We start from the raw sequence: 14,286 nt of genomic DNA on the forward strand, positions 1-14,286 counted from the left end.
GTTTTTGAGTTACAATGTAGGTGTAAATGGGTAAACACACTATAGGAAAGGAGAAGTCTATGAAAAAGACTTTTATTCGCATTGCAACATTTCTGATGTTGGTTTGCCTATTCCCTACCCAGATTGTCCAAGCCTGTGCGGGCTTTATCATTGGGAAAGGATTGACAACAGACGGTTCTGTCCTTTATGGTAGGACGGAGGATTATCCATATTCACCGGATAACGGGGCGCACAATAAAAACTATATTGTTGTCCCAGCAAAAACCTACGCAGAAGGTGAGATGTTAACGGATGAGGCATTTGGTTTTACTGCACCACATTTGGCAAATGAATTTAAATATACATCAACACCTGATGCGGCGCGTGGTGATGGTTCCAACGGTAATTTTGGTGCACATGGCTTTAATGAAAAAGGTGTCTCTATGTCAGCTACTGTGACAGCCATTCCAAATAAAAAAGTGTTGGCTGTGGATCCACTTGTAAAATCTGGGGGATTAGGAGAGTCCATTTTAGTTGACTATGTGCTGCCTCGTGTTTCAACCGCTCGTGAAGGAATTGAATTGATTGCTAAGACAATCGATGAAAAAGGTTCAGCGGAAGGTAATATTGTTGTGATCGCCGATAAGAACGAAGTCTGGTATATGGAAATTTTGTCAGGTCACCAATATGTTGCCATCAAATTCCCAGAAGACAAGTATGCTGTTTTTGCTAACACTTACTATTTAGGTCATGTTAATCTAGCAGATAAGGAAAATGTGATTGCTTCATCTAAAGTGGAAGAAGTAGCTAAGCAAGCTGATAGCTACGCTACCGTAGATGGTCAATTCCACATCGCCAAGTCCTATGGACCCGAAACTTATGCAGAAGGAGATCGTTCTAGGACGTATGCTGGTATCACACTGCTGGATCCACAAACTCCAGTAACCTATGGCGATGCAGTCTATGACTTACTGCGTCAGCCGACAGATCCAAGTCGTCGCTTTGGTCTACAGGATGTTTTTGTCTTGCAACGCAATCGCTTTGAGCATCTTCCTCAATTTCGTCCAGATGATGAAGTCGGGAAGAAAAAACAAGGCGATAATGGGGAAAATGATCAAGCAGCAGATGCAACCTACAAGTACGCTCTTGGTAATGAGAACGTCATCAATGCCCATGTCTACCAAATAAAAGACAGCTTACCATCAGCCTTTGGTGGCATTGTATGGCTAGGGTTAGGTCAGACTCGGAATACTCCTTATGTACCTTTCTATGGCATTGTAACAGATACTCACGAAGCTTTTAAACCGCGTACGGCGACTTATGACACAACTTCTTGGTACTGGACTGTTCAGAATATTGATAAGATGGCAATGGCTCACCCAGAGTTATTTGGCAAATCTATTCAAGAAAAGTGGATTGCTCTTGAAAAGGAATGGATTGCTCAACAAGCGGCTTTAGATACCCAGTATGCAGGTTTATCTGATGAGGCAGCTCTTGCGCAGGCAGGAAGCATTACAGCAGATACCTTGGTACGGGCAGATGAAATTTTTAAACAGTTAAAAGCAGTAGAAGCTGAGATGAAAGCTAAAATTGAGTCAGCGACTACTCCATCATCTAGTACAGAATCATCGTCTAGCGCAGAATCATCATCCAGTACGGTGCCATCATCCAGTGTAGAATCATCAAGTACTACAGTGTCATCTACAAGCACTGGTACGAGTACAAACCAGTCTACTATAGTGAGCTCAGACAAAGGAGGAGTAACAACTTCGTCTAGTATTGGTGCAGGAACAAGTGTTCCTTCATCAAATAAGAAAGTGAGTGCTACGACTAAAAAAGGAAAATCCATTCTTCCAAGCACGGGTGAGCAGGTCAGCATACTCTTAATTGCTCTAGGAGTGGTAGGTATCCTAGTAGTCATTTTCCTCAATCGTAAAAAATCTGACAAAGATTGAATCATTCTTCTTTTGTGAGTAAATAGATTGGGAGCAAAAGAGTTTCAGTTTAGAAATTGAACCTAATCAGCTAATAAAGTAATTCAGAAAGCGAACAAATTTGGAATGTTTATCAAACTGAATTCCAATCTGTTCGCTTTTTACATTTTACTATCTTGCTTCTCAGTATTGCATTTTTTGGGGGCAATTATTGGGATCGGATTCATTCCCATTTTTTAATCAAAATCATTTACAAATGTAGTCAAAATGTGTACGATATGATTACAAATGTAGTCAAAGGAGTTTAAAATGAAGAAAGCAAGCTACTCAGTTGAAGGAATGACTTGTGCTTCCTGCGCTATGACAGTAGAGAAAGCTGTAGGGAAGTTAACAGGGGTGGAGCAGGTTGGTGTGAATATAGCCACTGAGAAATTGACTCTTACCTACGATGCAGAACTCCTAAGTTTTGAAGACATTAGCCAGACGGTTGAAAAGGTAGGCTACCGTTTAGTTGATAACTTGGTGACAGAAACCTATCTGATAGAAGGAATGACCTGTGCTTCCTGTGCCATGATGGTAGAAAAGACCCTTAGAAAATTAGAAGGTGTAGAAGAAGTCAATGTTCATTTGGTTACAGAAAAAGTAAGAATCCGTTACGATCGAGACCAGCAAAATCTAGCTAGTTTAGAGGCTGCTGTCAAAAAAGCAGGTTATAAACTGGTCTGGCAAGCATCAGAGAGAGAGAAAGAAATGAAAAAAAAGCTGACTAAGCAAGAAATTCTGTGGAATCAATTTATCTGGTCAGCCTTATTTACTCTTCCTTTGCTTTATATATCTATGGGACCTATGTTGCCGTTTGGTGGACTTCCTTTGCCAATTTGGCTCCATCAGCCTTTATTCTATACCACCAGTCAATTGATCTTGCTTTTGCCAGTCCTTTATATCGGTCGCAGTTTTTTCAAAAAAGGCTTTAAAATGCTCTTTCAGGCCCATCCCAATATGGACTCTCTGATTGCCGCAGGGACCAGTGCAGCTCTTCTTCAAGGGATGTTGATGCTTGGTTTTCTTCTATCAGGCAGAGAAGTACCTATGCATGGTCAGCATCCGGACTTGTATTTTGAATCGGCCGCAGTTATATTGACTTTGATTACCCTAGGAAAATACTTTGAAGCTAGATCCAAGGGACAAACTTCTGAAGCTATAAAAAAACTGATGAATCTAATCCCTCAAACAGCTCAAGTTTTACGTGAAGGGCAAGAAATGCAGGTTTCGATTGATCAAGTCCTAGTAGGAGATAGATTGATTGTTCGACCAGGTCAGCAGGTTCCTGTGGATGGCAAAGTCCTAGAGGGACAGACCAGAGTGGACGAGTCCATGTTGACAGGGGAGAGTCTACCGGTCAAGAAAATGGTAGGAGATACTGTTTTTGGTGCTACTCTTAATCAACAGGGAGCCATTCAAATGCAGGCAACCAAGGTTGGTCGTGATACAACTTTGTCCCAGATTATTCGCTTGGTAGAGGAGGCACAGGGGACTAAAGCTCCCATCGCCAAACTTGCTGACCAAGTATCAGCAGTCTTTGTTCCTATCGTTATGGGGTTGGCACTATTATCTGGTCTAACTTGGTATTTTCTAGGGCAAGAATCTTGGATATTCTCCCTGACTATTTCAATTTCTGTTCTGGTTATTGCCTGTCCCTGTGCTTTAGGCTTAGCAACGCCGACTGCCATCATGGTTGGTACGGGAAAGGGAGCAGAAAACGGGCTACTCTTCAAATCCAGCCAAGCTATAGAAGCTTTGCAGCAGGTGGACACCCTTATTTTTGACAAGACTGGCACCATTACCGAGGGGCAGCCCCAAGTGGTAGCCATTCAGCTTCTAGCGGATAAAAATCGAGAACAAGTCCTTCAACTTGCAGCAAGTAGCGAACAGTTTTCAGAACATCCCTTGGCTCAGGCTCTCCTTCAAACTGCAAAAGAGGAGTCTATTGCCTTGCTAGCGGCAACAAATTTTCAGGTACATGCTGGCCGTGGTCTTTCAGTGACAATAGCAGAGCAGACTATTCACTTGGGGAATGAACGTTTGATGAGTGAACAGGAAATTGAGCTTGGGGAAGGTCGTGCAGTAGCGGAACAATTTGCAAAAGAAGCTAAGACGCCAGTATTTTTAGCAGCTAATAAGGAACTCTTGGCGGTTATTGCAATCGCTGACCGAGTGAAGAAGACCAGTCAAGAGGCTATACAGACCCTAAAAGCTATGGGCTTAAAAGTGGTTATGTTAACAGGAGATCATAAAAAAACAGCACAAGCCATTGCCAAAGAAATAGGGATTGAGCAGGTTATTAGTCAAGTGTTACCTGATGATAAGGCCAATCAAGTTCGACTCTTGCAAAGTCAAGGAAAATGTGTAGCCATGGTGGGGGATGGCATCAATGATGCTCCAGCCCTAGCTCAGGCGCAGGTAGGCATCGCTATCGGTTCGGGCACGGATATTGCCATTGAATCCGCTGATGTAGTTCTCATGCATAGTGATATGTTGGATGTCATCAAAGCCATCAAGCTTAGTCAAGCAACCATGCGGACAATTAAACAAAATCTTTTTTGGGCCTTTGCCTATAATGTTGTCGGTATACCTATTGCTATGGGATTACTATACCTTTTCGATGGTCCTTTGCTAAATCCTATGCTTGCAGGTGCAGCAATGAGTCTGAGTTCCGTATCCGTAGTGCTTAATGCTCTGCGTTTGAGGAGTATGAGACTGGAGATTCAAGCTTTTAAGAAATAGTCACTTTCCCATTTCTGTCTTTTTTTAGTTAGCTACTGACTTTTATTTTCTGATGGATTTTAGAAATGAATCAAATTAGTGGATAATATTTTCAAAAACGCTTACAATGATTATTAAAAAAATAAGTTGTAAGGGAGAATTATATGACAACGTTTATTGGAAAAGCAGTGACCTTAGTAGGCCCCCGTTTGCAGGTGGGGGACAAGGCCCCAGATTTTGTCCTAATGGCTAATGATTTGAGTCTGAAAAGTTTGAACGATTTTGGCAAGCAAACAAAGGTTATCAGCGTTGTGCCTTCCATTGACACAGGGGTTTGTGATGCGCAAACCCGTCGCTTCAATCAAGATTTGGCAGAGCGTGACAATACAGTTGTCATTACTGTTTCGGTCGATCTTCCGTTTGCTCAAAAACGCTGGTGTGGAGCTGCAGGATTAGAAGATGCGGTGACTCTATCGGACTACTACGATCACGCTTTTGGTAAATCCTATGGTGTCCTCATGCAGGAATGGAACCTTCTAGCTAGAGCAGTTTTTGTCCTAAATGCGGCCAATGAAATCATCTATGTCGAATACTTGGACAATGTTAACGAACAACCAAACTACGAAGCAGCACTAGCCGTGTTGAACTGAGATAATTTTAAGAGATGATTATTGTCACCTTGCCTAATACGGAAATACTTCCGTCTGGCAGATTTGACTGGATTTTATGGAAAGTTCTTTGTAACACTTTTGTTTTATTGAAGAGGGGACACATCATCTCCTCTTTTTGTTACCTACAGGCATTTAAGGGGGAGCTTAACATTTATGAAGGGTTTGTTGTTTACCCAATATTGTCCTCACTTCTCTTTTTATTTTCTTCTTGATTCGTCATTGCCAACTTTCATAGTTTCTATATGGACGTTATTTGATTCTTGTCCCGTCTTCTAAAGCCTATTTTTTTCTAGGCTTTCAACTTGGGATTTAATGATCTTGAAATTCAATGAAAGAACGATAAGGTAGATGAGAAGAGGGGAGTCTTCTCTTTTATGGTATAATGAACCTAAGGAGAGAGGAGAAGGCCATGGCTTATATCGAAATCAAACAGTCTTCAAAATATTATCGAATGGGTGAGACAACCATTGTGGCGAACCAGGATGTCTCTTTTGAAATTGAAAAAGGAGAGCTGGTTGTTATTTTGGGTTCATCTGGTGCAGGGAAATCTACCTTGCTTAATATTCTTGGTGGGATGGATAGCAATGATGAAGGAGAAGTTTGGATTGATGGCATAGACATTGCTCGATTATCCAGTCATGAATTAACTAATTATCGCAGAGATGATGTTGGTTTTGTTTTCCAGTTTTACAATTTAGTAGCCAATCTCACAGCCAAGGAAAATGTTGAACTAGCAGCAGAGATTGTCAAAGATGCTCTAGATGCCGAGGAGATTCTTGAACAGGTGGGGCTAGGACACCGACTGAATAACTTTCCTGCCCAGCTTTCGGGCGGTGAACAGCAACGGGTTGCTATAGCTCGGGCGGTTGCCAAAAAGCCTAAAATCTTACTTTGTGATGAGCCGACCGGTGCTTTGGATTATCAGACGGGAAAACATGTTTTGCAAATCTTGCAGAACATGTCTCGCAAGGATGGGACAACGGTCATTATTGTAACGCACAATGCAGCCTTGGCTCCGATTGCAGATCGAGTTATTAAAATGCGAGATGCACATGTGTACTCGGTTGAGTTAAATTCGCATCCGCAGAATATCACCGATCTAGAGTATTAGTTGGAGAAAATATGAAAAAGAAAATCTATTGGAAGGATATGGGACAGTCCTTGATTTCTTCCAAAGGACGATTCCTATCTATTTTTAGTTTGATGATGCTAGGTGCTTTAGCCTTGACAGGTTTGAAAGTGACATCTCCCAATATGGAGAAAACAGCTCAGTCCTATCTTGTAGCTCATCAAACAATGGATTTGGCAGTTTTATCTGGTTTAGGGATCAGTCAAGATGACCTTGAAGAACTAAGAACCTTGAAAGGAGTCGCAGTTGAAGCAGGCTACTTTAAGGATGTGACTACAGAGAAAGAGCAGGAAGCCATTCGCTTATTTTCTGCACCAAGAACTATCTCAAACTATCATCTTTTAGAAGGTCAATTTCCTAGTAATAAGGATCAGATAGCCCTATCGCCTTCTTTGCGAACACATTACCAATTAGGTGACCAGTTTGTTGTGACAGAACCAGACAAGAATGGCAGGGTATTGACTCAGACCAGTTTTACGGTGGTTGGTTTTGTCGCTTCATCAGAAATATGGGACAATGAGACCATGGGACTGGCTGCCAGTGGAACTGGTCAACTAGCAGGGTATGGGGTAATCAGTGAAACAGCATTTCATTCAGATGCCTATATGATTGCTCGTTTACGCTATGATGATTTGGTAAATCTTCCTTATTATAGTCAAGCTTATCAAGAACAATTAAGTAAACATCAAAAAGAGGTAGAAAAGCTTTTAGAAGATAATGATGAAAAACGGTTAGCTGCTATTCAGTCAAATGGACAGGCTGAAATTTCTAAAAGTGAAGGAGAAATTTCTGCTACCCAATCACAGCTAAAGCAAGCTGAAGAAAGACTACAAACTAGCCAAAAACAATTGGATAATGGTCGCAGTGAATTTGCACGAGGTCGCGCTAAGATTGTTCAATCTGAAGCAGAATTGAAAAATGCTTTGACCGGTTTATTATCAAATAAGAGTGAATTAGAGCGGACCAAGAAAGAGCTAGATAATCGGAAATCGCAACTGGATCAGACCGGTTCCTTTTTAGAAGGAAACCGCATGGAACTAGAACAAGCAGCCCAACGTCTGGAGCAGGCCAAGCAAGAGTTGGATACTCAAAATACCAAACTTAGCCAGAATGCCTCAACTATCTCAACAGGACGTTTTAACTGGCATCGTGATCAACAAGAGTTGGATAAGCAAATTGCTAGTCAGGTGCAGGAAGGGCAAACTCTTTCAGATTATCCTGAATTGCTAGCAAAACAGGAACAATTGGATGCAGAAAAACAACGTCTAAACCAACTAGAGATAGAACATGAGCAAGCTAATCAGACTTATCTACAAGGGCATGATTATTACCAGTCTAAGGTAAAGGAACATGAGACAGCCTTAGCTCAGTATCAAAAATGGAATGAAGAACACCAAGCTAATGTAGCACAGTATCAAGCTAGTCTTAGCCAATACGAACAAAGCGTTGCAGCTTATCATGCCGCAGTAGCAGATTATGAATGGAGTCTTAGCCAGTTAGAGTCTTCCAGTTTAAAACTCAATCAAGACGCCTTGCGTTTGGAAGAGGCTGATAAAGAATTGTCCCAAGTACAATCTGAGCTATCAACCAATAAAGCGAAGGCCGATAAACACCTCAGCCAAGCTCAGTCAGAAATTGAAGCTGCTAAGTCTGGTCTTAATAAACTTGAAAAATCACCCTATCAAATTTTGACACGTTCAAGTCTGCCTGGAGGAGATGGCTATACAACTTATAGCAATGCAACCAAGTCTATTGCTGCAGTAGGAAATGTCTTTCCTGTTGTTCTCCACTTGGTGGCAGCTCTCGTCACCTTCACCACTATGGCTCGCTTTGTGGATGAGGAACGGACACGTTCAGGCCTCTTCAAGTCTCTAGGTTATACCAATAGACAGATAATGGCCAAGTTTATCCTTTATGGATTAGGGGCAGGATTAGTAGGGACTTTGGTGGGAGTTGTAGTAGGAAATCTCATTCTATCACCTCTTATCTCCAGTATTATCACAAAAACAACCGTGATTGGTCCAGCAAAACTCCATTTTTACCCCCTTTGGACAGGGGTAGCTATCCTCTTGTCTTTGATTTCTTCAGTTTTACCAGTCTATCTGGTTGCACGACATGAACTAGCAGAAAAACCAGCTCAATTACTCTTACCTAAACCACCGGTAGTAGGATCCACCATCTGGTTAGAAAAATGGCCAGCTATCTGGTCTCGTCTCACTTTTACTCATAAAGTGACGGCTCGTAACATTTTTCGCTACAAACTCCGCATGCTGATGACTATTTTGGGAGTAGCAGGTACTGTTGCTCTCCTGTTTGGTGGATTGGGAATTCGGTCCTCCATATCAGGCGTAGTGAAACGACAGTTCACTGATTTGATTCATTATGATATGTTGGTAGTGGAAAATAGCAGAGCCGCCGAGAAAGACTTGAATAAACTGACAGATTTTCTCCAGTCCAATCAAGTTCGCCAGTCTCTTCCGGTGGTTTTTGACCAATTAAAAGAAGCAGTGCAGGAAAGAGACCAAAGAAAAAATCTTTCTATTAGCCTGTTTATCTCTAATCTGCAAGATTTAGGAAATCTTATCAGCCTGAAAACTCAATCTGGGCAAACAATTAAATTGAGTGATAGGGGCATTATCTTAACTCAAAAATTAGCTCAAATCTATGGCGTAACAGCTGGTGATAAAATCCCTCTGACCTTGGAGGAGAAGGAAGTCCAAGTTAGGGTTGCTGCTGTAGTAGATATGTATGCAGGTCACTTCATTTACATGACGGATAGCTATTATAGACAGGTAACAGGAAAGCGTAGAACCGCTAACGCCTATCTAGTCCAGCTCAAAGAAGATAAGACAAATCATATAAAAAAGACTGCCCATCAACTTCTAGCCATGCCAGCAGTAAAAAGTGTGGTACAAAATACATCTCTCATGGCTATGTTGACCACCATCGCAGGTTCGCTCCAGACCATCATGACCATCTTAATCATTTTATCTATCTTACTAGGTCTTGTTATCCTTTATAACCTCACTATTATAAACATGTCGGAGCGGATTCGTGAATTGTCAACCATTCGGGTGCTGGGTTTCCACAATAAGGAAGTAACGATGTACATCTATAGAGAAACCATTGTCCTTTCATTGATTGGAATACTGGTCGGCCTAATTGGTGGAAGCTATCTTCATAGGCTTCTCTTAGTCATGATTAGTTCGGACAGTATCCGCTTTAATCCGAATGTTGGATTGGAAGTCTACCTTATTCCAATACTTGCTATCCTTGGCATTCTAGCAGCTCTCGGCTGGTATGTTCATCATCTCCTCCGAAAGGTCAATATGCTAGAAGCATTGAAGTCGGTTGAATAGATCTGCCTATCTAATTTATCTTTTATCACTTTGCTTGCCTTTGCGATTGCAAGTATCTGCAAGTTTAAACAGTCTATTTTTAGGTTAGTTAGATTGCTTACAGCAATAGTATGATTCTGTTTGGTTATCGCTATTTTAACAGTTAAAGCAAAAAATTAGATATTTTAGTTTTGTGGTCAGTAAGAATATTCTTGCTGGCTTTTTGTATTCTTTGATTAGGCTTTTCAATGTGTTATAATAGTCTCATGGATAAGAACAAATTATTATTGATTGATGGCTCCTCAGTAGCCTTCCGTGCTTTCTTTGCACTTTACAATCAAATCGACCGATTTAAAAGTCCGGCTGGACTTCATACAAATGCAATCTATGGTTTTAATCTCATGTTGGATCATATGATGAAGCGGATTGAACCCACCCATATCTTGGTGGCATTTGATGCTGGGAAAACGACATTTCGGACGGAGTTATATGCCGACTATAAGGCTGGTCGAGCTAAGACACCTGACGAGTTCCGCGAGCAGTTCCCTTTTATCCGCCAGATGCTTGATGCTATGGGGATTAAGCACTATGAGCTGGATCAGTACGAGGCCGACGATATTATCGGTACCTTGGACAAAATGGCAGAGCGAGCAGACCTTCCTTTCGAGGTGACTATTGTCAGTGGCGACAAGGACTTGATTCAACTAACGGACGAAAATACTGTAGTGGAAATCTCCAAAAAAGGTGTAGCAGAGTTTGAAGAATTTACACCGGCCTACCTCATGGAAAAGATGGGGATTACCCCTACTCAGTTTATTGACCTAAAAGCGCTGATGGGAGATAAATCGGATAATATTCCCGGTGTGACAAAAATTGGTGAAAAAACAGGTCTCAAACTCTTGACTGAATTTGGTTCTTTAGATGGTATTTATGAGAATATTGATCGCATGAAGCCCTCCAAGATGAAAGAAAACCTGATTGCAGATAAAGAAAGTGCCTTCTTGTCACGAACACTTGCTACGATTGATACACAAGCACCGATTGAGATTGGTTTGGATGATGTCCTCTATAGTGGTCCTAAGGTGGATGAACTTGGTCAGTTTTATGATGACATGGGGTTCAAGCAACTGCGTGCACAGCTAGGCTCATCAGTTGTTGAGGAGCAGATGCTGGAATTTCAGACTGTTTCAGAAGTTAGCTCTACCATGCTAAAAAAAGACCAGTTCTTCTATTTTGAAATACTGGGGGAGAATTATCACCGTGAAGACTTGGTTGGACTGGCCTGGGGAGATAAAGACGGTATTTATGTTGGTGGACCAGAACTATTGGACAGCCCAATTCTCCGAGAGTTCTTGGAGAAGGAAACTATCAAGACCTATGATTTTAAGCGTGGTAAGGTCTTGTTAGCTCGAAAATCGCTCCATTTATGTCCAGCAACTTTTGATAGCCGTTTGGCAAAGTACCTCCTCTCAACAGTTGAAGATAATGCTCTGACAACCATTGCAAACCTATATGGACAGACTAGTCTCCTTCCAGATGAGGCTGTCTATGGTAAGGGCGCCAAGCTAGCCCTGCCAGAACGAGAAGAATTCTTCCCACATTTGGCGCGTAAAGTCCAAGTTCTAGTGGAAACAGAAGCCCCTATGCTGGCAAAATTAAAGGAAAACCAACAATTGGATTTACTATTTGAGATGGAATTACCACTGGCTAATGTTCTCGCCAAGATGGAAATTGCTGGTATCAAAGTAGAAGCCGATACCCTCAAGACCATGCAGGAAGAAAACGAAGTGTTGATTGACCAGTTGACTAAGGAAATTTATGAGTTGGCTGGTCGGGAATTTAACATCAATTCTCCCAAGCAATTGGGGAGCATCCTATTTGAAGAGATGGGCTTACCGCTCGAATACACCAAAAAAACTAAAACAGGCTACTCAACAGCAGTTGATGTCCTAGAACGCTTAGCTCCAATCGTTCCAGTTGTATCTAAGATCTTGGAGTATCGTCAGATTACCAAGCTTCAGTCTACCTATGTCATCGGTCTGCAAGATGCTATCCTAGAGGATGGAAAAATTCACACCCGTTATGTGCAAGATTTGACCCAGACAGGTCGTCTATCATCAACAGATCCAAACCTACAAAATATTCCGGTTCGTCTAGCACAAGGACGTTTGATTCGTAAGGCCTTTGTTCCATCTCTGGAAGATAGTATTCTACTTGCTTCGGACTACTCACAGATTGAACTACGCGTGTTGGCTCATATCTCTCAAGATCAGCACTTGATAGAAGCCTTCCAACAAGGAGCAGACATTCATACCTCAACAGCTATGCGAGTCTTTGGTATCGAAAAGGTGGAAGACGTGACCGCAAATGACCGTCGAAACGCAAAAGCAGTAAACTTCGGTGTGGTCTATGGAATCTCAGACTTTGGACTGTCAAATAATCTAGGGATTAGTCGTAAAGAAGCTAAAGCTTATATTGATACCTATTTTGAACGTTTCCCTGGTATTAAAAATTATATGGAAACCATTGTACGCGAAGCACGTGACAAAGGATTTGTAGAGACCCTCTATAAGCGACGTCGTGAATTACCAGACATCAATTCTCGCAATTTTAATGTACGAAATTTTGCTGAGCGCACCGCCATCAACTCACCAATCCAAGGATCAGCAGCGGACATTCTCAAGGTAGCCATGATTCGTTTGGATAGGGCATTGACCGAAGCGGGACTTGCCACCCGCATGCTACTTCAGGTTCATGATGAAATCGTCTTGGAAGTTCCAAAATCGGAGTTGGAAGTAGTCAAAACAATGGTAAAAGAGGTAATGGAGTCTGCTATTAACCTATCTGTTCCTCTAATTGTAGATGAAAATGAAGGACAGACTTGGTATGAAGCCAAATAAGAAAGGAAAACTATGAAAAGGATAATGCTATGTATCGGTTTAGCTAGTCTACTTCTCACGGGCTGTGGACAAGCAGCAAAAGAGACGAAGAAATCCACTAGCTCTTCGGGGGAAGAATTGTCAGCTACTCTGCCTGTTTTACAGGAAAAACAAGATACAACGAATGAACAGCTGAACGTTTTAGCCAATACAGAAAAAGTTGCTGCTAATAGCAATCCTCCTGCTGATGAAACGCAAAAAGGTCACAAAATTCATGCAGCCAATAACGGTGTTGCTGTAAAAGACCAAAATGGAAATGTCAAGGAGTTTTTCCGTTACTATGATGTACCATCCACTTGGACGATCAACCAGGAAAATACACAGGATGAAACAGTAGTAGCAGTCTATGATGTAAAAGAAGGTTCTAGCAACTATATGATTCAGCTTTATAACATCAATGCCTTCAACAAGTCCCCACTGGAAGAGGGACGGAATATGACTGCTGAGGAATTAGAGACGAGAATGACAGAAACGAATCATTCCTTCAATGAAAAGACGATTGTCACGATTGATGGACAGCAGTGGAATGTTGGGCGCCAGTTTATACCTGACAAAAAACTAGCTCGTTTGACCCTCTATCGTATGGAATCAACTGGTTCTTATGATGACTCGGTTGTGGTAGGTTCTATTTACTATTCCCTAGACCCAGGTTCTGATAAGGATCGTACCAACCTCAAAACAGTTATTGGACAGCTTAAAGATGTAGTTCATCAAATTTCTAAAAAATAAGTTCTGGTTCGGCAGAGACATGCAGGATAGCAGCCTACTTTTAAAGAAACAATAATGAGGAGATGGGAATGACTTACACATTTGCAAACCCAAGTCAAGACCTTGTGTTTGACTATCTAAGAAATGCTAAAACTATTGCGGTAGTAGGTTTGTCGCATCGAGAAGAGACAGCAGCCTATCGTGTTTCTAAGTTTATGCAGGAAGCTGGTTATAAGATTTTACCAGTTAATCCAAGAGTTGCAGGGGAGACTATTTTGGGAGAGCCAGTCTATGCTCGTCTGGCGGATATTCCTCAACCAGTAGATATTGTGAATATCTTTCGTCGCAGTGAATATTTGCCGGAAGTAGCGCATGAGTTTATCCAGATAGATGCCAAGGTTTTTTGGGCTCAGCTAGGACTGGAAAATCAAGAAGCTGAAGAGATACTTCGCCAGGCAGGGCATAAGGCTATTATCATGAACAAGTGCATCAAGCTAGAATATCTTGATATGTAAGAAACATTATTTACTAACTATTGTTAGTGAATCAATATATCTGACTTTTTTATAAAAATGAAAAACTCCTAGAAACACAGCTACTAGCAAGATTTCTAAGAGTTTTCTTTTTTTAGTTTTTTGCTAGGCCAAATGTAACAGGATCGGTTATAAAAAACTTGTCCAAGGCAACAATATTTGTCAACAAGTTTCTCTTTCTTGTTATTGAGCTAATGTGGTCTGAGAGAAACTGCCTTCCTTCCCTTTCCCCAGTCCGCTAAGGCAGTTAAAAGAAAAGGGCTACAATTAAAAAAGATTGAAGAATGTAGTC

8 protein-coding genes are annotated in these 14,286 nt (G+C 41.4%); all 8 read left to right on the forward strand.

The window, feature by feature from the left end:
- Positions 1–59 precede the first annotated feature (59 nt).
- The 8 genes from SR187_RS02825 (at position 60) to SR187_RS02860 (ending at position 13,976) form a co-directional block, all read left to right on the forward strand.
- Positions 60–1,934 (forward strand): C69 family dipeptidase, encoded by a 1,875-nt coding sequence (locus SR187_RS02825; protein WP_120171443.1) that lies wholly within the window; start codon positions 60–62, stop codon positions 1,932–1,934.
- Between the two features lie 288 nt (positions 1,935–2,222).
- Complete coding sequence (locus SR187_RS02830) at positions 2,223–4,697, forward strand: heavy metal translocating P-type ATPase (RefSeq protein WP_120171444.1); 2,475 nt, start codon at positions 2,223–2,225, stop codon at positions 4,695–4,697.
- A gap of 143 nt (positions 4,698–4,840) precedes the next feature.
- Positions 4,841–5,326, forward strand: a complete 486-nt coding sequence (tpx, locus tag SR187_RS02835; protein ID WP_120171445.1) for a thiol peroxidase — start codon at positions 4,841–4,843, stop codon at positions 5,324–5,326.
- Positions 5,327–5,756: 430 nt separating this feature from the next.
- Positions 5,757–6,458, forward strand: a complete 702-nt coding sequence (locus tag SR187_RS02840) for an ABC transporter ATP-binding protein (protein WP_120171446.1) — start codon at positions 5,757–5,759, stop codon at positions 6,456–6,458.
- 11 nt (positions 6,459–6,469) lie between these two features.
- A complete protein-coding gene (locus SR187_RS02845) occupies positions 6,470–9,835 on the forward strand; it encodes an ABC transporter permease (protein WP_120171447.1) in 3,366 nt (1,121 codons plus the stop codon).
- Between the two features lie 245 nt (positions 9,836–10,080).
- Entirely contained in the window at positions 10,081–12,714 is a 2,634-nt protein-coding gene (gene polA, locus SR187_RS02850; protein WP_120171448.1) for a DNA polymerase I, read from the forward strand.
- A gap of 12 nt (positions 12,715–12,726) precedes the next feature.
- A complete protein-coding gene (locus SR187_RS02855; protein ID WP_120171449.1) occupies positions 12,727–13,482 on the forward strand; it encodes a glucose-6-phosphate isomerase in 756 nt (251 codons plus the stop codon).
- 68 nt (positions 13,483–13,550) lie between these two features.
- Positions 13,551–13,976, forward strand: coding sequence for a CoA-binding protein (locus SR187_RS02860; RefSeq protein ID WP_024531642.1), 426 nt, complete (start codon positions 13,551–13,553; stop codon positions 13,974–13,976).
- Positions 13,977–14,286: the final 310 nt, after the last annotated feature.

Origin of the sequence: Streptococcus ruminantium (assembly GCF_003609975.1) — a bacterium.
GTDB classification, from domain to species: Bacteria; Bacillota; Bacilli; order Lactobacillales; family Streptococcaceae; genus Streptococcus; species Streptococcus ruminantium.